Source organism: Nocardia salmonicida, assembly GCF_036142455.1.
GTDB lineage: Bacteria > Actinomycetota > Actinomycetes > Mycobacteriales > Mycobacteriaceae > Nocardia > Nocardia salmonicida.
Map to the genome: position 1 here is coordinate 3,257,597 of NZ_CP108014.1, position 18,476 is coordinate 3,276,072.

18 protein-coding genes are annotated in these 18,476 nt (G+C 67.4%); 7 read left to right on the forward strand and 11 right to left on the reverse strand.

All coding sequences use genetic code 11. The annotated features are described in order from the left end of the window. Positions 1-50: 50 nt before the first annotated feature. Together yidC and OHS03_RS15465 are read left to right on the forward strand one after the other, a co-directional pair. The gene (gene yidC / locus OHS03_RS15460; RefSeq protein ID WP_328663501.1) at positions 51-935 is read left to right on the forward strand and encodes a membrane protein insertase YidC; all 885 of its coding nucleotides are present in this window, start codon (positions 51-53) and stop codon (positions 933-935) included. A gap of 39 nt (positions 936-974) precedes the next feature. Beyond that, positions 975-1,535, forward strand: coding sequence for an NUDIX hydrolase (locus OHS03_RS15465; protein WP_328663503.1), 561 nt, complete (start codon positions 975-977; stop codon positions 1,533-1,535). 44 nt (positions 1,536-1,579) lie between these two features. On the opposite strand, the gene OHS03_RS15470 is transcribed toward OHS03_RS15465, so the two are convergent. Then, a complete protein-coding gene (locus tag OHS03_RS15470) occupies positions 1,580-1,948 on the reverse strand; it encodes an arsenate reductase family protein (RefSeq protein WP_056809900.1) in 369 nt (122 codons plus the stop codon). 58 nt (positions 1,949-2,006) lie between these two features. Between OHS03_RS15470 and OHS03_RS15475 the strand changes: the two genes are divergently transcribed. Beyond that, complete coding sequence (locus tag OHS03_RS15475) at positions 2,007-2,510, forward strand: nitroreductase/quinone reductase family protein (protein ID WP_131816944.1); 504 nt, start codon at positions 2,007-2,009, stop codon at positions 2,508-2,510. 13 nt (positions 2,511-2,523) lie between these two features. Here OHS03_RS15475 and OHS03_RS15480 read toward each other — a convergent pair whose 3' ends face one another. The 7 genes from OHS03_RS15480 to OHS03_RS15510 form a co-directional block, all read right to left on the reverse strand. Next, positions 2,524-3,666, reverse strand: coding sequence for an ABC transporter substrate-binding protein (locus tag OHS03_RS15480; protein WP_328663505.1), 1,143 nt, complete (start codon positions 3,664-3,666; stop codon positions 2,524-2,526). A gap of 13 nt (positions 3,667-3,679) precedes the next feature. After that, the gene (locus OHS03_RS15485) at positions 3,680-4,444 is read right to left on the reverse strand and encodes an ABC transporter permease (protein ID WP_328663508.1); all 765 of its coding nucleotides are present in this window, start codon (positions 4,442-4,444) and stop codon (positions 3,680-3,682) included. After that, complete coding sequence (locus OHS03_RS15490) at positions 4,441-5,286, reverse strand: ABC transporter ATP-binding protein (RefSeq protein ID WP_328663509.1); 846 nt, start codon at positions 5,284-5,286, stop codon at positions 4,441-4,443. Before OHS03_RS15490 ends, OHS03_RS15485 begins: the two co-directional genes overlap by 4 nt. Then, on the reverse strand, positions 5,286-6,227 hold the full coding sequence (locus OHS03_RS15495; protein ID WP_328663511.1) for an ABC transporter permease: 942 nt from the start codon (positions 6,225-6,227) through the stop codon (positions 5,286-5,288). The genes OHS03_RS15490 and OHS03_RS15495 overlap by 1 nt, the downstream gene beginning before the upstream one ends. 79 nt (positions 6,228-6,306) lie before the next feature. After that, on the reverse strand, positions 6,307-7,350 hold the full coding sequence (locus tag OHS03_RS15500) for a TIGR03842 family LLM class F420-dependent oxidoreductase (RefSeq protein WP_328663513.1): 1,044 nt from the start codon (positions 7,348-7,350) through the stop codon (positions 6,307-6,309). Between the two features lie 28 nt (positions 7,351-7,378). Then, positions 7,379-8,797 carry a dihydropyrimidinase gene (gene hydA / locus OHS03_RS15505; RefSeq protein WP_405147085.1) on the reverse strand — a complete coding sequence of 473 codons (1,419 nt, stop codon included), beginning with the start codon at positions 8,795-8,797 and terminating at the stop codon, positions 7,379-7,381. Beyond that, a complete protein-coding gene (locus OHS03_RS15510) occupies positions 8,797-9,636 on the reverse strand; it encodes a nitrilase-related carbon-nitrogen hydrolase (protein ID WP_328663516.1) in 840 nt (279 codons plus the stop codon). The genes hydA and OHS03_RS15510 overlap by 1 nt, the downstream gene beginning before the upstream one ends. Before the next feature lie 122 nt (positions 9,637-9,758). Between OHS03_RS15510 and OHS03_RS15515 the strand changes: the two genes are divergently transcribed. Continuing rightward, positions 9,759-11,153 (forward strand): aminotransferase-like domain-containing protein, encoded by a 1,395-nt coding sequence (locus OHS03_RS15515; RefSeq protein ID WP_328663518.1) that lies wholly within the window; start codon positions 9,759-9,761, stop codon positions 11,151-11,153. A 14-nt stretch (positions 11,154-11,167) separates the two neighbouring features. Here the strand turns inward: OHS03_RS15515 and OHS03_RS15520 are convergent, their stop codons facing one another. Continuing rightward, entirely contained in the window at positions 11,168-12,673 is a 1,506-nt protein-coding gene (locus OHS03_RS15520) for an ArnT family glycosyltransferase (RefSeq protein WP_328663520.1), read from the reverse strand. Further along, complete coding sequence (locus tag OHS03_RS15525; RefSeq protein WP_062983379.1) at positions 12,670-13,308, reverse strand: TetR/AcrR family transcriptional regulator; 639 nt, start codon at positions 13,306-13,308, stop codon at positions 12,670-12,672. The genes OHS03_RS15520 and OHS03_RS15525 overlap by 4 nt, the downstream gene beginning before the upstream one ends. Before the next feature lie 234 nt (positions 13,309-13,542). Here OHS03_RS15525 and OHS03_RS15530 point away from each other — a divergent pair, with 234 nt between their 5' ends. Then, entirely contained in the window at positions 13,543-14,664 is a 1,122-nt protein-coding gene (locus OHS03_RS15530) for a methyltransferase (RefSeq protein WP_328663522.1), read from the forward strand. A gap of 165 nt (positions 14,665-14,829) precedes the next feature. Then, positions 14,830-15,510, forward strand: a complete 681-nt coding sequence (locus tag OHS03_RS15535; protein ID WP_328663524.1) for a peptidylprolyl isomerase — start codon at positions 14,830-14,832, stop codon at positions 15,508-15,510. A gap of 294 nt (positions 15,511-15,804) precedes the next feature. Here OHS03_RS15535 and arc read toward each other — a convergent pair whose 3' ends face one another. After that, complete coding sequence (gene arc / locus OHS03_RS15540) at positions 15,805-17,565, reverse strand: proteasome ATPase (RefSeq protein WP_328663526.1); 1,761 nt, start codon at positions 17,563-17,565, stop codon at positions 15,805-15,807. Positions 17,566-17,751: 186 nt separating this feature from the next. Here arc and OHS03_RS15545 point away from each other — a divergent pair, with 186 nt between their 5' ends. Next, complete coding sequence (locus OHS03_RS15545) at positions 17,752-18,282, forward strand: WKL family lipoprotein (protein WP_062983375.1); 531 nt, start codon at positions 17,752-17,754, stop codon at positions 18,280-18,282. The last annotated feature ends 194 nt before the right edge of the window (positions 18,283-18,476 follow it).

The window sequence follows — 18,476 nt, forward strand, 5'->3', positions numbered from 1 at the left end:
CTCCCCCTTTTCGTGCGTTCGCGCACGCTTCACGGACAGGTCGTCCCGTCATGCTCGATGTCGTCTATTTTCCCGTGTCCGCGGTCCTATGGTGCTGGCACCAACTCTTCGCGATTCCGCTCGGCCCGGCCAGTGGTCTCGCGTGGCTACTCGCCGTGGTCGCGCTGGTCGTCACCGTCCGCGCGCTGCTCGTGCGCACCGCGCTCCGGCAAGCCCGGTCCCAGCGAGTCCTGCGTTCCCTCCAACCGCAGATGGACGCCATCCGCCGCACCCATCGCGACGACCCGCGCGCCCAGGCCGAGAAGATCCGGTTGCTCCATCGCGAACACGGCGTCGGCATGTTCGCCGGATTCGTCCCGCTGATCGCCCAGGGACTGGTCTTCCTCGGCCTGTTCCATGTATTGCGCTCGTTCGATCGGACCGGCACCTACGCGGTCGGCCCGTTCAGTTCGACGGACAGCCCACTTCCGGTGGAGCTCAACAGAGCCACCGCGAACTACCTGTTCGGCGCACCCGAAGTCCGCGCGTTCCTCGATGCCAGGCTGTTCGGCGCACCACTGTCGGCGACCCTCAGCGGCGCGGGCGAGGTTTTCGTCGCGGTGGCCGTCCTCGCTGTCCCGTTGGTGCTGATCGCTGCCCTAGCCACGCACTTCACGGCCCGGCTCACCCCGGCGGTCGGGGACAACAGCACGGCCGCGATCATGCGCAACCTGTCGCTGTGGGTGTTCCCGGCGGGTGCGCTGATCGGCGGTGCCGTCCTGCCGGTCGTCGTGCTCACCTATTTCGCCACCAACGCCCTGTGGACCTGCGGCCAGCAGTATCTGATCCGGCGCACCCTCGCCGCCGAGGAATCCGAGAAGAAGGCGCTGGTCACCACGGCGGCCCGCGCCGCCGCGCCGCGACCGGGGGTGAAGCCACAGCGCCGGAAACGGTGAATCGCGGGATGGACACTCGTGGCGGTTACCCTCGGGCGGGTGTCAGCGAATCCGGAGGCCGAACTGCTCGCCGTCTACGATGCCGAGGGGCTGGTGATCGGCGAGGCCGATCGAGGCACCGTCTACCGTGAGGGACTCTGGCACGCCAGCGCGGGCGTGCTGGTCCGGTCTGCCGACGGCGACCGGGTGTATGTCCATCGGCGTACCGACACCAAACTCGTCTTCGCCGGCATGCACGACTGCCTCGCGGGCGGCGTGGTCGACGCGGGCGAGCACCCGTCCGACACCGCGATCCGCGAACTGCGCGAGGAACTGGGCATCGTTGTCCCCGCGGGCACGGTACTTCCGTTGCGCGCCACCGCGTCCTGGGACGGCGACTGGGCGGGCCGCGCACTGCGCTGCCACCTGTTCGCGTACGAGTACCGCTACGACGGTCCGATCGTCCACCAGCCGTCCGAGATCGTGGACGGCTGGTGGTGGACCGATGCCGAACTGCGTGCGCACCTGCGTGATCCGGCGTGGCCCTTCGTTCCCGACACGCGAGTCGTCCTGGACGGCCTGCTCACCGCAGGCGACGGCCCCCCGCCGCTGACTCGATAGACGACCACCAAGCCTTCCGAACGGCAGGCCACCGGTCGCCGAGGTCAGTCCAGCGTGCGCAGGGATTCCTCGTCGCGAGCAACCACCGCGCCACCGTCGGCGGTGAGCACGATCGGGCGCTGGATCAGCTTCGGATGCTGGGCCAGCGCGGTCAGCCACTGCTCCCGATCCGCCTCGGCGCGACCCCATTGCGCCATCCCGAGATCCTTGGCGATCTGCTCGCCGGTGCGCGTGATGTCCCACGGCTCGGCGCCGAGGCGCGCCAGCACCGCCCGCAACTCCTCGACCGTCGGCGGATCGTCGAGGTAGCGGCGCACGGTGTACTCCACCCCCGCCGCGTCGAGGTGCGCGGTGGCATTGCGGCTCTTCGTGCAGCGCGGGTTGTGCCAGATCTCGGTCTGCCCAGATGTCATATCGGCAGCGTAGTCACGTGCCGTGCGGGCGCGGCCGCACGTGGCGATACTGGAAACCATGAGCGACACCGCACCCCCCGAGAACCCTTACGGCACACCGACGACCACCGGTCCTGAACCTCTCCGCTCCTATCAGAACAAGCTCAATACCCTCATCCGCAGCCTGCTGAAGGTGCCGGTACTGTCCGGCGTCGTCGGCAAGCGGCTGGCCACCCTGCACGTGGTCGGCCGCAAATCCGGCGCCGTCTACGACGTCCCGATCGCCTACACCGTGCACGACGGCGCCTTGCTGATCGGCACCGCGCTGCGCCCCTGGGTGAAGAATCTGCGGGGCGGCGCACAAGTGCGGGTGTCGCGTGGCGGCGCGCCCGAAACCTTCACCGCCACTGTCTACACCGACGAGAGCGACGTCATCGAACTGTTCGCGGTGATCGCGCGCGACAACAAGCAGAACGCGAAATTCAACGGCATCGGCTATCTCGCCGACGGCGAACCGTCCAAGGCCGACATTTACCAGACCTGGCAGCAGGGTGGCGTGGTCATCGGACTGACCCCGCAGTGAGCACACCGCGAGGCTACTTACCGCCCTCGGTCGGGGTGACCTGAGCAGGCTGGTAACTCGCGCCCGTGACGTCGACGCCCGCGGCTTTCAACTGATCGAGAGCCTTGGTGACGTAGTCGGTGGAATAGGCGTCGGCGTCGGGGTCCTTGGTGAGAACCGTTGCGCCCTCGGCGTTCTTGGTGTTCTTCGCGATCGAGACCGTGCGATCCCACGCGGTCTTGTCGATGGCGCCGATGCCCGCGGGAGCGGGCCAGATCAGCTTGTTCACCTCGTTGATCTGCCACTGCTGGTGTCCCGCGCCGAGCGTGGCGCCCGCGGCGACGGTGATGTCGCGACACTTGTCGAGGTTGTCACGGCAGAACGCCCAACCCTTCAGCGAGGCGACCAGGAACTTGACCGTCCGATCCTGGTACTCGCTGCCCTTCAGCTTCTCGGTGTTGGCCCACAGGGCGTCCTGCAGCATGGCCACGCCCTCGTCGTTCCAGTCGATGGTGGTGAAATCGTCTGCGGTGTAGAGCTTTCCGGTCGCGGGGTTCTCGGTTTCGAGCAGCTGGGCGTACTCGTTGTAGGACATGGCCTGGGCGGCGGCGATGTCCTTGGCGAGGAAGGCGTTCATGTCGAACTGCTGCTGGACCAGTTTCACATCCCTGGCCGGATCGATGCCTGCCTTGGTCATCCCGGCGAAGAGCTCGAATTCGTTGCCGTAGCCCCAGTTTCCGACGGTCTTGCCGCGCAGCGCGGCGGGCCCGGCGATATTCTCGGACTTGAACGAGACCTGTTTGGTGCCCGATTTCTGAAAGACCTGCGCGATTTCGGTGATCCCGGCGCCCGCCTCCCGCGATGCGAGGGCCTTGGGCACCCAGGCGACCGCGTAGTCGGCCTGACCCTGGGCCAGCACCGTCTGCGGGACGATGTCGGTGCCGCCGTCGAGGATCTCGACCGACAGGCCCTGTTCCTTGTAGAACCCCTGGTCGACGGCGGCCAGGTAGCCGGCGAACTGCCCCTGTTTGAACCATTGCAGCTGCAAGGTCACCTTGGTGAGGCCGTCGGCGGTGGTCTCGGAACCACTGTCGGTGGTACTACAGCCGGTCAGCGCGGCGGCGGCCACGGCGGCCAGCGCCACCGCGGTACGCAACCGGAGTGCGGTCTTGCTCATGGACGGATCTCCCTCATCGGATCGTGGACAGCAGTGGGGTTCGGGGTCGGCGGGTGAGGTGTTCGAGCAGCAGGACGGCGGCCAGGAACACGAGGCCGACGCACATCGCACCGACGACGTAGGCCCACGCCCGCGGATAGGCGGTGTTGGCGGCGGCGGAGGTGATCCGGCTACCGAGCCCGTTCTGCAGGCCGCCGAAGTATTCGGCGATGATGGCCGCGATGACCGCGCCGGGCGCGGCGATCCGCAAACCCGTGAACAGGTGTGGCAGCGCGGCGGGCACCCGCACGGTGCGGGTGATCTGCCAGCCCGACGCGGCGTAGGAGCTCATCAGGTCGGCCTGCACCTTCGGCACCTGACGCAACCCGCGCGCGGTGCTGACGAAGACCGGGAAGAACACCACGATGGTGACGACGAGCCGTCGCGGTGTCTCGGTGGTCGTGGAGTACATCGAGTTCAGCAGGGGTGCCAGCGCTACGATCGGCACCGCGGCGGCGGCTGCGGCCAACGGCGTGAGCAGCCCGTCGATCAGCCCGAAGCGCACCGCGAGGACGGCGGCGGCCAGGCCGAGGATCGTGCCCGCGACGAACCCGATCAGCGCGTTCGTGCCGGTGGCCAGGGAAGCATCCAGGATGCGGCCCGCGTTCTCGGCGAACTGTGCGGCGATCGCGCTTGGCGCGGGCAATAGGAACGACGGCACGCCCGCCGCCACGGTGAGCACCTGCCACAACGCCAGGACGACAACGCCGACTACTAGTGGTGGCAGCCAGGTCTTCATCGCAGATCCTGTCCATCGGCGGTCGTGTCGCCGCGCAGTGCCGCGCGCACCGCGGCGACAGCGGCGAAGAACTCACCGGACGCGCGAACATCGTTGCCCGCCTGTCGATCCCAGCCACCGGTGGACACGATGTCGCTGATCCGGCCTGGTCGTGCGGACAGCACAACCACCCGGTCCGACAGGTACACCGCCTCGGGAATCGAGTGGGTGACGAACACGACGGCGGCGCCGGTCTCCCCGGCGATGCGCAGCAGCTCGCCCTGCATGTGTTCTCTGGTCATCTCGTCGAGCGCGCCGAACGGTTCGTCCATCAGCAGCAGCGACGGTGTGCGGGCCAGCGCGCGGGCGATGGCGACGCGCTGCTGCATGCCGCCGGACAGTTCGGCCGGGTACCGGTCGGCGAATTCGCTGAGCCCGGCCATGGCGAGCAGTTCGGCACTGCGTGCCTTGCGTTGCGCTTTGGCTACCCGGTGCAGTTCGAGGGGCAGTTCGACATTGGCTGCGACAGTGCGCCATTCCAGCAGGCCGGCCTGCTGGAACGCGATGCCGTAGTCCTGGTCGATCCGGGCCTGGCGCGCGGACTTGCCGTGCACGGTGACAACACCGCTGCTCGGCGTCTCGAGGTCGGCGATGATCCGCAGCAGGGTGGACTTGCCGCAGCCCGAAGGCCCGATGAGCGAGACGAATTCGCCCGCCGAGACAGTGAGCGAGACGTCGGACAGCGCTGTCACGGCACCCGCCGCGAAGGTCTTGCCGAGGTCGCTCAGTTCGACTGCGGCAGCGACCGGTGACACCGGAGAGCCGGGATCGGTGCCCGAGGCGGTCATGGGTGCTTCACTCATCAGTCCTCGCTCGATGTGCTGGTGCCGGGCGGGTGGCTGTAGCGGCGCAGTGCCAGCTCCACCAGTCCGACCAGGGCGGTGAGGACGACGCCGAGCAGCGCGGCGGCCAGGACAGCGGCGTAGAGCCGGGCCGAGTCGCCGGTGGCCTGCTGGGAGAACACGATGATCTGTCGCCCGATCCCGCCCGCGGTACCGGTCGAGATCTCGGCGACGACCGCGCCGATCACCGCCGCCGCGGCGGCCAGCCGTAGCGCCGGAATCACCGAGGGAACCGAGGCGGGAAACCGCAAGCGCGTCAACGTCGCCCACCAACCGGCCGAGCAGCTGCGCATCAATTCGACCGAAGCCGCCGACGGCGTCTGTAGCCCGCGCAGCATCCCGATAACGATCGGGAAGAAGGCGAGGTAGGCCGCGATCACCACGATGCTCATCCACGGCCGCCACGGCTCACCGCCGATGGACAGTTTGCCGCCCCACGCCACCACCAGCGGCGCGAGCGCGATCAGCGGAACCGTCTGCGAGAGCACCACATACGGCAGCAGGCCACGCTCGAGCCAGCCGAACCGCTGCATCGCGACCGCCAGTGCCACACCGACCACAGCACCGAGCAACAGCGCCAGCAAGGACAGACCCAGCGTGAACATCGCTGTGCGCAACAGTGTTTCACCGACGGTGCCCTTGCCGTCCGGGTCGCCGAGCACGGTGAACACCGCCCAGACGTGTGGGAGCGCGCCGTCGCTGGTGCGAGGGAGTACGCGGGTGCCCGCGATGCTCACGCCGTCGGCGGGCACCAGCATCTTCACCAGCTCCCAGATCGCCGCCACGAGGACGAACGCGCTCACCGCGTAGGCCGCGCGCAGCAACCGGGTCCGACCAGGTGTGGAGGCTCGGATCTTGTGTGGAACAACAGCTGTCGCCGGATCGAAGGTCGCCGTGCTCACCGACGCACTCCCACCGGCCATCGTCCGGCGATACCGTGCGCGCCGGTGTTCGACGCCCACACCGGGGTGCGATCGGCGATCACGACAGACCGGCCGCTTCGATCGCGGTGACCTGCTGATTCAGCCGCGGCAGCACCTGCTCGCCATAGGCCTCGAGCGTGGACGTTTTGGCGTCGTGCTGCAGATACACCGCGAATTGGCCGACGCCGAGCTTCTCGAGCTCCCACAACCGGGCGAGCTGCTCGTCGGGGGTCCCGATCAGGCAGAACCGGTCCACGATCTCGTCGGGTACGAATGCGGCCTGGGTATTGCCCGCGCGCCCGTGCTGGTTGTAGTCGTAGCCCTGCCTGCCCGCGATGTAGTCGGTCAGCGCCGTCGGAACATCGCCGCCCGTACCGTATTTCGCGACGATGTCGGCGACGTGGTTGCCGACCATGCCGCCGAACCAGCGACACTGGTCGCGGGCGTGTTCCAGGCCGGCCTGCGATCCATCGGTGACATAGGCGGGCGCGGCGACACAGATCTTCACCGACAGCGGATCTCGGCCTGCCGCCGCCGCCGCGGCACGCACCTTGCCGACGGTCCATGCGGTGATGTCGGGGTCGGCGAGTTGCAGGATGAATCCGTCGGCGACCTGACCGGTGAGCGCGAGGGCCTTCGGTCCGTATCCGGCCACCCACACCTCGAGCCGCGAATCGGCGGCCCACGGGAACCGCACGTCCAGGTCACCGACGCGGGCGCTGCGGCCGTTGCCGAGTTCCCTGATCACCTCGACCGATTCGCGCAGGGTGGCCAACGTCGTCGGCTTGTCCCCGAGTGTGCGGACCGCCGAGTCGCCGCGCCCGATGCCGCAGATCGTGCGGTTGCCGTACATCTCGTTGAGCGTGGCGAAGACGGACGCGGTCACCGTCTGGTCCCGGGTGGCCGGATTGGTGACCATGGGACCGACGATCACCTTGCGGGTGGCGGCCAGGATCTGGCTGTAGATCACGTAGGGCTCCTGCCAGAGCAGGTGCGAGTCGAAGGTCCACACATGCGAGAACCCGTGGGTCTCGGCCACTCTGGCCAGTTCGATCACCCGCGACGAGGGTGGTGTGCACTGCAGGACGACTCCGATGTCCATCGGCACTCTCCGTTTCGGCAGTTGGTTTCTACAGCAGGTTCTGCGACAGGCCGCGACGGACGAACCGGCCGTGCCCGGCGCGACCGTGATAGGCGCCGTCGTCGACGATCACCCGGCCGCGGGACAGGACCGTGTCGACGTGTCCGTCGATCTCGAAGCCCTCCCACGCGGAGTGATCCATGTTCATGTGGTGGGTCTTGCCGAGCCCGATGCTGGTGTGACCGTGGGGGTCGTAGATCACCACATCGGCGTCGGCACCCGGGCTGATCACGCCCTTGCGGGGATACATGCCGAACATCCGGGCCGGGTTGGTGCAGCAGACCTCCACCCACCGTTCGAGCGAGATCCGCCCGTCCTTGACGCCCTGGAACAGCAGATCCATCCGGTGCTCGACCCCGCCGATGCCGTTCGGGATCTTGCTGAAATCGCCCACGCCGAGCTCTTTCTGGTCCTTCATGCAGAACGGGCAGTGGTCGGTGCTCACCGCGGTGACATCACCGGTGCGGATGAACCGCCACAGCTCGTCCTGATGCCCCTCCGCGCGCGAGCGCAACGGGGTGGAGCAGACCCATTTGGCGCCCTCGAAACCCGGTGCGCCCAACTGTTCTTCGAGCGAGAGGTACAGGTACTGCGGACAGGTCTCGGCGAATACGTTCTGGCCCTTGTCGCGCGCCGTCGCGATCTGTTCCATCGCCTGCTTGGCAGATACGTGCACCACATACAGCGGGGCGCCGGTCAACTGCGCCAGCATGATCGCGCGATGGGTGGCTTCCTCTTCCATCTGCCACGGGCGGCTGGTGCCGTGGAAGTAGGGCGAGGTGTTCCCGCGGGCGAGAGACTGTTCGACGAGGACATCGATGGCGATGCCGTTCTCCGCGTGCATCATCATCAGCGCACCGAGGTCACCCGCGGTCTGCATGGCGCGCAGGATCTGGCCGTCGTCGGAGTAGAAGACGCCCGGGTAGGCCATGAACAGTTTGAAGCTGGTGACGCCTTCGTCGACGAGTTCGCTCATCCCTTTGAGAGATTCGTCGTTGACATCGCCGATGATCTGATGGAACCCGTAGTCGATCGCGCACTGTCCGGCGGCCTTGCCGTGCCATTCGGCGAGGGTGTCCTGCACCCGCTGGCCCGGTTTCTGCACGGCGAAGTCGACGATCGTGGTGGTGCCGCCCCATGCCGCGGCCCTTGTCCCGGTTTCGAAGGTGTCGCTGGCCTCGGTGCCGCCGAACGGCAGCTGCATGTGTGTGTGCCCGTCGACGCCACCGGGGATCACGTACTTGCCGGTCGCGTCGATCACCGTCTCGGCGTCGGCGGCCGGATCGGCGCCGAGCGCGGTCGAACCCGGTTGCAGGACAGCGACAATCGTCTCGTCTTCGATCAGCACGTCGAGCAGCTGGGACCCGGTGGCGCTCACCACCGTCCCGCCGTGGATGAAAGTGCGCATCAGGGGTTCACCAACGGTCCGTAGGCATCGGGGCGACGATCGCGATAGAACGCCCATCTCTCGCGAACGATCTTGATCAGATCCATATCGAGATCACGAACAACCAATTCCGGCGAAGTATCGGAGGCGACCTCGCCGACGAACTTCCCCTCGGGGTCGACGAAATAGCTCGTCCCGTAGAAGTCGTTGTCGCCGTATTCGCTCTCGATACCGACGCGGTTGATCGCGCCGATGTAATACTCGTTGGCCACCGCCGAGGCGGGCTGCTCGAGTTTCCAGAGATAACTGGAAAGCCCTCGCGACGTCGCCGACGGATTGAACACGATTTCCGCGCCCGCGAGGCCGAGCGCCCGCCAGCCTTCCGGGAAATGGCGGTCGTAACAGATGTAGACGCCGACCTTGCCGACCGCGGTGTCGAACACCGGCCACCCGAGGTTGCCCGGGCGGAAGTAGAACTTCTCCCAGAAGCCGGTCACCTGCGGTATGTGGTGTTTGCGGTATTTGCCCAGATAGGAACCATCGGCGTCGATCACCACCGCGGTGTTGTAGAGCAGCCCGTCCATCTCGCGCTCGTACACCGGCGCCACGATCACCAAGTTCAATTCGGCGGCCAGGGCGGCGATTCGATCGGTGGTCGGGCCCGGCACCGATTCAGCGTATTCGTAGAACTTGGCGTCCTGTAGCTGACAGAAATACGGGCCGTAGAACAACTCCTGGAAGCAGATCACCTGCGCCCCCTGCGCCGCCGCCTCCCGTGCGTAGTCCTCGTGAACTTTGACCATTGATTCTTTGTCACCAGTCCAGCTGGTCTGGACGAGCGCCGCTCTGACGATTCCCATGCTTTGTTATACTGCACCTTCAACTGATTCTGTTGTGTTACAACTGCGCGGAAACAGTTTCGGTGCCGTAAACGTTGGCGGTGCGCCCCGGATCGGTCGCGTACGGCCCGCAGAATGAGCCGATGACCGAAGCCTCGCCGACCGCACTGCCCGCGGACTTCGCCGGGGACCTCGACGAGCGAACCGCCGCCGGAATCGCCGCCGCCCTCGGCCGCCGCATCCGCTCCGGCGACCTCGCACCGGGCACCCGACTGCCCACGGTGCGTGCGGTGGCCCGCGAACTCCGGGTCTCCCCTGCCACCGTCAGTCAGGCGTGGCGGGCGCTGGCCGCGACCGGCGCGATCACCGCGCGCGGTCGGGCGGGCACCTTCGTCGGGGAGAAGCGGGAGGCGCCGATCGGCCGGTATCAGCGCCTGCACTCGCCCTCCGACAAGGCCTTTCGTGTCGACCTGTCCCGTGGCACCCCTGACCCGGCGCTGCTGCCCGACCTCGCCGCCGCGTTGCGCGCGCTCTCGCGCGATACCGCGCCGGGCGACCTGTCGGCCCACTATCTCGGCGAGGCGGTGCTGCCCGCGCTCGCCGACACGCTGCGCGCGGACTGGCCGTGGCCGTGCGAACGGCTGACCGTCCTCGACGGCGCCCTCGATGCCGTGGACCGGCTGCTCGCTGCCCACGTGCGTTTCGGCGATCCGGTGATCGTCGAGGACCCGTGTTTCCCGCCGTTCCTCGATCTTCTCGCCCGCCTCGGCGCGCGCCCGGTCGCGGTCCGTCTCGACGAATCCGGTTTCCGGCCGGAGGAATTCGCCCGCGCCTTCGACGGCCCCGCACCGCGCGCGGTGATCCTGCAGCCGCGCGCCAACAACCCGACCGGCGCCTCCCTCGGCGCCGCCAGAGTGCGCGAGCTGACCGCTCTACTCGGCCCGCAGCAGGCGCTGATCATCGAGGACGACCACTCGGCGGGCATCGCCACCACCACGCTGCGTTCGCTGGCCGCGCACTTCCCCGATCGCGGTGTCTACATCCGCTCCTACTCCAAGTCGCACGGCGCCGATCTGCGACTGGCCGTCGCGGGCGGGCCGGCGGCACTGCTCGATCCGGTGGTCGAACGCCGGATGCTCGGGCCGGGGTGGTCCAGCCGATTACTCCAGCGCGTGCTGTCGACGATGCTCCAGGATCCCGATGCCAGCGCCACCGTCGAGAGTGCGCGACTCGAATACCGCAGGCGCGCTACCGATTTGCGTCGCGCGCTGGCCCGGCACGAGGTGATCGTGGCGGCGGGCGACGGCATCAATGTCTGGCTCCCGGTCTCCGACGAGAACGCCGCCATGATCAGCCTCGCCGCAGCGGGCATCAAGGCCGCGCCCGGCGGACCGTTCGAAGCGGGCGAGCGGCCCGCCACCGACCATCTGCGGCTGACGCTGGGCGGCCTCGGCGATACCGACATCGCATGGCTGGCCGCCGAACTCGCCGCCGCGGCCGCCGCCACCCCGACCTATCGGCGCATTCGCCGATCCTGACCCGTCATCGCGCACTACATCGTGCGTAGGTCGAGCCACAGCTGCGACCAGGGTCGAACCGGTTGTTCGCACCGCCAGATCGTCACGTCACGGGTGGCGCCCTCGTAGCCGAGCCGGGCGTCGGATCGCCCGATCGGCGTCACCGTCCCGAAGCTCTCGCGCAGTTCCTCGAGCTCGCCGCCGACGTAGAGAATCGTCGTCGCCGAGTCCGGCGGTGTGCCGAGGTAGCCGTACCCGCGACTCGGGCTGTACACCGCCGGCCAGCCGTACTGCGGCCGATAGGTGTCGAGAGCCCCTGCCTGCCAATAGGATTGGGCGACGATCACCACACGTGCCCGCTCGTCCTCGGGCAGCGCCCGGTAGGCGAGATCGGTCGACGCGGCCAGGTCGGACCAGCCGAACTTGCCGTGCAGCAGCAGATCCACCCCACCGGTACTCGGCGGGATCGAGGATTCCGGCTGCCACGGCAGCGACAACGCCGCGAGGACCACCGACAGTCCGATCACCGGAACCGCGGCGATCCGCTGCCAGGTGACTCTGGCCTCGACCAGCCCGACAGCCCCGGCCGCCATCGCGACCGGATAGATGCCGACGGCGTAGTACGAGCGCCCACCGGTCGCCACGAACGCGACCACGAGCAACACGACAACCAGACCGAAGAACCGGTAGGGTCGCAGCGATTCGGCGCGGAACAACCGCACCGTGCCGTAGACCAGCAGGATCGCGCCGAGCAGCCCGGCCGCGAGCAGGGCAAGGGGCACGAAGGCCAACCGGCCACCGATCGCCTCCTGCTCCGCACTCACCACCGCTCCCATCTCGAGCTGCGGCCACCCGTTCGCCGCCTGCCACAGCAGGCTGGGCACCATCGCGACCGTGGTGATCGCGGCGCCGACCCACAGTGCGGGCCTGCGCAGCAGATCGCGGGGTCCGTAGACGAGCACGCTGATCCCGACACAGATCCAGAAGAAGGGAATCAGCCATTTGACCTGCATGTCTATCGCGGTGACGACGCCGGCCATGATCAGCAGCACATCGGCGCGCGTCCGGACCCAGCGCACGAGCAGCCAGGTGATGAGCACCCACAGCGGCCCGTCGATCGCATTGGTGGAGAGCTGGCTGCCCTGCACGAACAGAAACGGTGACGTCGCGTAGGCGGCCGCGCTGATCAGCTGCGCGCCACGGCCGCCGCCGAATTCCCGTGCGATCGCCGCGGCGAGCACGATGCCCGCCACCGTGACCAGCAGGGCCGGAACACGCAGCGCCACCAGCGAACCGGGTGCGATCGAATCCATCAGCGCAGCGATCAGCGGCAGTAGCGGGCCCTGGTCGGCGTAGCTGACGGCCAGGTGGTGCCCGCCCGCCGCGAGAAAGTACAGCTCGTCACCGAAGTAGCCGTACTGCCCGAGCACGGCGAACAACCCGATCGCGGCCACCACCGCGATCGCGCCGACACCGAGCACCGCGAACGGCGGAACCTCGCGTGTCGCACCGGGTTCGGTCGATTCCGTCGTCGTTGTCATCGGTCGTCGTCCTTCCTCGTCACCGCGTCGTACATCCGGATGAGATGCGAGCGGTACCGGCGCACATCGAAATCGGGTTGCCGCACCGCCCGGTTCGCGATGCCGTCGATCGAGTCCCGGATCAGACGCGCGAGCACGGTCGGGTCGAAGTCGCCGAATTCGCCGGCGCGCTGGCCTTCTGCCAGGGCCGAGACCAGCGGCGCGATCATCTCCCGGTCGCCGTCGGGGGTGTCGAAGCGCAGCGAACCGTCCGGGCCGCGCAGATTGACCACGATGTCGCCGACGGCGGCGACGTAGCTCTTGTTGTCGTCGATGAATTGCAGATTCGACGACAGGTAGGCGTGCAGGGCGGCGCGGTAGCCGTCGGCGATCGCCGCGGTGACGAACGGCGACATGAACTCGGCGCCGGAGACGAACAGCTGCGTCACGACCTGTGACATCAGCTCGTCCTTGCCGTCGAAATGGTAGGAGATCACGCCCTTGGAGATCCCCGCGTGCTCGGCGATCCGGGCCAGGGACGCGTTGTTGTACCCGACCTCGGAGATCACTTCGACGGTGGAGGCGATGATCTGCCGCCGTCGCGCCTCCTCGATGAACGAGCGCTGCTGTCCATCCGGCTTATTTTCTGGCCGCATGGTCAGAATTTAGCACGTACGGCCTGGAGCCGCGCCCTAGATGACGTCAGCCTGGGCCGATACGGCACAATGAGGGGCTCCTCCCCCGGAAAGGCAGCAGTGGTGACGCTCGACATGGCACTCGGCGACGCAGTCGCGCGCGTTTCGACGCCGTAGCGACGGACCGAGAATCGGCGTCGCGTCCGACGTCGGCGTAGTCGAGTCACCAGTACCGTCGATCACCGGGAGCAGCCCGTGTCCACCATCACATGGACCGAAGACCACAGTCAGTACACCGCCGTCTGGCATTCGGAGAACGGCGCGACCGCACCGCGCCTCGTCACCACGGCCGACGACCGGCTCTCGGCCGATCACGCGTATCGCCGCATCAGGGCGGGTGAGGCGCTGCTGTGGCAGGGCGATTACAACAATGGTCGTCAACTGTTACAAGCGCTGGGCCGACGCGCCGATCGCAAGCCGGCGAAGAAGCCCGCTACCGGCGATCTCGGCGCGCTCTACGAGCACGAACGGATCAGAAGGCGGACGCGGGCGGGCATTCTCGGCAGTCTCCTGATCCGGCTCGGCCCGGGCTACGACCTCGACCTGCGCCGGGCTCCCGATGTGGCGGCGGCGTGTGCGGCGGCATACGGCCCGGCGGACGCCGAACGCGTGGTCACCTTCACCGAACTGCTCGGTGTGGTGAGCGCGTATCGCTGGCAACAGCAGGGTGTCGACGTGCCCGCGCTCGGCGCGCGCGTGTACCCCGGCTACGGCGTATTCTCGCCCACCCGAAGCGAATACGTCGATCTCGTCGCCGACGCGCCACTCGATCCCGAGATCCGCACCGCGTTCGATCTCGGCACCGGCACCGGTGTACTGGCCGCGCTGCTCGCCTCCCGCGGCGTCCCCGAGATCGTCGCCACCGATATCAACCCGCGGGCGTTGCGGTGCGCGAAGGACAACGCCGAACGGCTCGGCTTCGGCCGGACGATCGCCGTGACCGGGCCCGCACTGTACCCGCCCGGCCGCGCAGATCTCGTGGTGTGCAATCCGCCCTGGCTGCCCGGCATGCCGACCTCGGACCTGGAACGTGGTGTCTACGACCAGGATCAGTCGATGCTCACCGAGTTCGCCCGCGATCTGCGCGCGCACCTCACCCCCCACGGCGAAGGCTGGCTGGTGCTGTCCGACCTCGCCGAACTACTCGGCCTGCGCCCGGCCGACCACATACCGCGCCTGCTCGACGACTCGGGTCTCTATGTGCTCGGAAAGCTCACCACGCGTCCGCGTCATCCCCGCGCGACCGATCGCGACGACCCCCTCGCCGCGGCTCGCACCGCCGAGACGACCACACTGTGGCGATTGCGGGCCCGCTAGCGAACTCCCGATCGCCCGCCGAGCGGCCCGAAAGCACAGAATTCTGTGTCGATCACACGACGAGCGGACCGGATCCGGTGGTCTCTCCCCACGCGGGCCGGTGCGGCTGGCAGGATGCGCGGTACATCGTCCGGTAGCACCCGCTCTCGAGGAGATCCCGCCAAGGTGACCAGCATTTCGCAGGACCGACCCTTCATTCGCGCGCTCTTCGGTATCGGCATCGCCGCGGCCGCTCTGGTGGCACTGGCCCCCGCCGCGCAGCCCGTACCGAATCACCAGGCCGTGATCCCCGGCTGCGCCCCTGCCGCGGCGGGTCAGGCCAACGGCAAGCAGTGGCCCACCGAACCGGCGCTCACCATCGACACCGCCGCGAGCCACACCGCCACCCTCGAGACCACCTGCGGCACCGTCACGATCGCGCTCGACGCCGCCGCCGCTCCGCGCACGGTGAACTCGTTCGCCTTCCTCGCGAGCGAGGGCTACTTCGACCACACCCGCTGCCACCGGCTCACCACCCAGGGCATCTTCGTGCTCCAGTGCGGCGACCCCACCGCCACCGGCATGGGCGGGCCCGGCTACAAGTTCAGCGACGAGAACCTCGCGGGCGCGGTCTACCCGGCGGGCACCGTCGCGATGGCCAACGCGGGCCCCGCCACCAATGGCAGCCAGTTCTTCCTGGTCTACCGCGACACCCAGTTGCCCCCGAACTACACGCCCTTCGGCACGATCACCGAGGGTCTGGACGCGCTGACCACTGTCGCCGACGCGGGCGTCGCGGGTGGCGGCGCCGACGGCACCCCCGTGGCCGATGTGGTCTTCAATGCCGTGACCACCACACAGGGCTGATCAACGACCGAGGGCCGCGTCTCCGGGTTCGGGAGACGCGGCCCTCGTCGTGGGGCTGGTCGATCAGCCGGCGCTGATCGAACTGAACAGGTTCTGGATGGTCTGCAGGATGATCTCGGTCAGCAATTCAGCGGCGGAACCGGCCATGTCAACGCTCCTCGTATGTCCTCATCAGGTGAAACGAACAAGTGAAGCGTGCCCTATTCACTTGTTGTCGCGCAGCGTTTCGGCGAAAAAAGTGAACAGAAACGCGAAAACCGCGCCCCACCGGGACGCGGCCTTCGCAGATCGTGACTACAGGTACTGACCGGTGTTGGACTCGGTGTCGATCGCCCGGCTGGCCGAGGCGTTCTTGCCCGTGACGAGCGTGCGGATGTAGACGATCCGCTCACCCTTCTTGCCCGAGATCCGGGCCCAGTCATCCGGATTGGTGGTGTTGGGCAGGTCCTCGTTCTCGGCGAACTCGTCGACGATCGAGTCGAACAGGTGCTGGATCCGCAGACCCGGGTTACCCGTGTCGAGCACCGACTTGATCGCGTACTTCTTCGCCCGGTCCACGATGTTCTGGATCATCGCGCCGGAGTTGAAGTCCTTGAAGTACAGGACCTCCTTGTCACCGTTGGCGTAGGTGACCTCCAGGAACCGGTTGTCGTCGCTCTCGGCGTACATCCGCTCGACGACCTTCTCGATCATCGCCTCGACGCACGCCTGCTTGTCGCCGTCGAACTCGCGCAGATCGCTCTCGTGCAGCGGCAGCGTCTCGGTGAGGTACTTCGAGAAGATGTCCTGCGCCGATTCCGCGTCGGGACGCTCGATCTTGATCTTCACATCGAGACGGCCCGGCCGCAGGATCGCGGGGTCGATCATGTCCTCGCGGTTGGACGCGCCGATCACGATGACGTTCTCGAGCCCCTCCACACCGTCGATCTCCGAAAGCAGCTGCGGCACAACGGTGGTCTCCACATCGGAGGAGACACCGGAACCGCGGGTGCGGAAGATCGAGTCCATCTCGTCGAAGAACACGATCACCGGGGTGCCCTCGGAGGCCTTCTCGCGCGCCCGCTGGAAGATGATCCGAATGTGGCGCTCGGTCTCGCCGACGAACTTGTTGAGCAGCTCGGGGCCCTTGATGTTGAGGAAGAACGACTTGGCTTCCTTGGCATCCTGACCACGCGATTCGGCGATCTTCTTGGCGAGGGAGTTGGCCACCGCCTTGGCGATCAGCGTCTTACCGCACCCGGGCGGACCGTAGAGCAGCACACCCTTGGGCGGGCGGAGCGCGTACTCGCGGAACAGATCCTTGTGCAGAAACGGCAGTTCCACCGCGTCGCGGATCTGCTCGATCTGACGGCCGAGACCACCGATGTCGGTGTAGTCGACGTCGGGAACCTCTTCCAGCACAAGGTCTTCGACCTCGGCCTTGGGAACCCGCTCGAACGCGAAGCCCGCTTTGGTATCGACCAGCAGCGAATCACCTGGCCGCAGTTTGCGAATCGGCGAATCGGGGTCGGCCATGTCGTCGTATTCGGCGATCTTGGACAACGGACCCGACAGCCACACCACCCGCTCTTCGTCGGCGTGACCGACCACGAGGGCGCGCCTGCCGTCGTCGAGAATCTCACGCAGCGTACCGATTTCGCCGATGGCGTCGAAATTCCCGGCCTCGACGACGGTGAGCGCCTCGTTGAGGCGCACGGTCTGGCCGTATTCCAGCGCGTCGGCGTCGATGTTGGGCGAGCAGGTGAGGCGCATCTTGCGACCGGAGGTGAAGACGTCGACCGTCTGATCCTCGTAGGCGTGGATGATGATGCCGTATCCGCTCGGCGGTTGGCCGAGGCGATCGACTTCCTCGCGCAACGCGATCAGCTGTTGGCGCGCTTCTTTGAGCGTGTCCATCAACTTGCCGTTGCGGATGGTCAGCGAATCGATCCTGGCTTCCAATTCGCGTGCGCGATCCGGCGAATCGGCGAGTTGCCTGCGAAGAGCAGCCGACTCGGCGCGTACCGCCTCGAGCTCTCGCCAGGCCGCCGAATCCGAATTCTCGTTGGGGCTCATGATGCTGCTCCTCCCAGTCCCGGTCTATCAACGCTACCGGGCGCGGTCCGTTCTCGCTTTCCGACATGGTTTCGTCGTGATCACATCTTGTACGGTCGGTACGACATCAACCACACATTTGCACCTGTTAGGCTCCCCTAACACCCCGTACGGGGCACTCGCCATCGAGTCGAAAGGTTGCCGAACATGCTCCTTCCTCCCCGCACGATCCGGGTCGCCGTCGCCACCGCCGCAGCGGCGCTCGCCGTCACCGTCGGACTGACCGGTTGCGGCGACTCCGACGATTCCTCGACGAATGCCACCACGAGCAGTACCAGTATCGCCGCCGCTCCGTCCAGCGTTTCGGCAACTCCGGCACCTTCGGGTGACAACGCCGCCGCACCCACCGCCGATTCCCTGAAGGCGACGCTGCTCGAGTTCGCCGACCCCGCGGTATCCACCGACGACAAGGCGAAACTGATCGTCAACGGCGATTCGCACAAGTCCAACATCGATCAGATGAACGGCATGCTGGCCGGCTACACCCTGACTTTCGCCGTCGACAACGTCGCGACCAGCGGCGACACCGCCACCGCCGATGTGACGATCACCTCTCCCCACGGCACGGCCCCCGCGTTCCCGGTCACCTGGCAGAAGGAAGGCGGCACCTGGAAGCTGTCCGACGCCAGCGGCTGCTTGCTGCTCGGCTTCGCGCAGGCTCCCTGCACGCCCGCCTGATCGATCGGCACGACCGGATGACGGCGAAGCACCTTTGCGACAGCGCGGACGCCCTGCGAGCCGAGTAGGCCACCGAGATCACTCACGGTGAATGTCCTGTGGGTAGGACTTGCTAGCGGCGCGACGTGCGGGCGCACGCTCGAGTAGTTCCACCCGACGAACGGGTAGTTCCGCGCTGTGCCCGCGGGTGGTTT

What these genes read in the sequence shown, in the direction of transcription:
- OHS03_RS15525 (WP_062983379.1), bottom strand. Translation starts at nt 13,308, where the DNA reads ATGCGGCCAGAAAATAAGCCGGATGGACAGCAGCGCTCGTTCATCGAG.
- hydA (WP_405147085.1), bottom strand. Translation starts at nt 8,797, where the DNA reads ATGCGCACTTTCATCCACGGCGGGACGGTGGTGAGCGCCACCGGGTCC.
- arc (WP_328663526.1), bottom strand. Translation starts at nt 17,565, where the DNA reads ATGAGCCCCAACGAGAATTCGGATTCGGCGGCCTGGCGAGAGCTCGAG.
- OHS03_RS15515 (WP_328663518.1), top strand. Translation starts at nt 9,759, where the DNA reads ATGACCGAAGCCTCGCCGACCGCACTGCCCGCGGACTTCGCCGGGGAC.
- OHS03_RS15480 (WP_328663505.1), bottom strand. Translation starts at nt 3,666, where the DNA reads ATGAGCAAGACCGCACTCCGGTTGCGTACCGCGGTGGCGCTGGCCGCC.
- OHS03_RS15475 (WP_131816944.1), top strand. Translation starts at nt 2,007, where the DNA reads ATGAGCGACACCGCACCCCCCGAGAACCCTTACGGCACACCGACGACC.
- OHS03_RS15490 (WP_328663509.1), bottom strand. Translation starts at nt 5,286, where the DNA reads ATGAGTGAAGCACCCATGACCGCCTCGGGCACCGATCCCGGCTCTCCG.
- OHS03_RS15510 (WP_328663516.1), bottom strand. Translation starts at nt 9,636, where the DNA reads ATGGGAATCGTCAGAGCGGCGCTCGTCCAGACCAGCTGGACTGGTGAC.
- OHS03_RS15470 (WP_056809900.1), bottom strand. Translation starts at nt 1,948, where the DNA reads ATGACATCTGGGCAGACCGAGATCTGGCACAACCCGCGCTGCACGAAG.
- OHS03_RS15545 (WP_062983375.1), top strand. Translation starts at nt 17,752, where the DNA reads ATGCTCCTTCCTCCCCGCACGATCCGGGTCGCCGTCGCCACCGCCGCA.
- OHS03_RS15485 (WP_328663508.1), bottom strand. Translation starts at nt 4,444, where the DNA reads ATGAAGACCTGGCTGCCACCACTAGTAGTCGGCGTTGTCGTCCTGGCG.
- OHS03_RS15520 (WP_328663520.1), bottom strand. Translation starts at nt 12,673, where the DNA reads ATGACAACGACGACGGAATCGACCGAACCCGGTGCGACACGCGAGGTT.
- OHS03_RS15500 (WP_328663513.1), bottom strand. Translation starts at nt 7,350, where the DNA reads ATGGACATCGGAGTCGTCCTGCAGTGCACACCACCCTCGTCGCGGGTG.
- yidC (WP_328663501.1), top strand. Translation starts at nt 51, where the DNA reads ATGCTCGATGTCGTCTATTTTCCCGTGTCCGCGGTCCTATGGTGCTGG.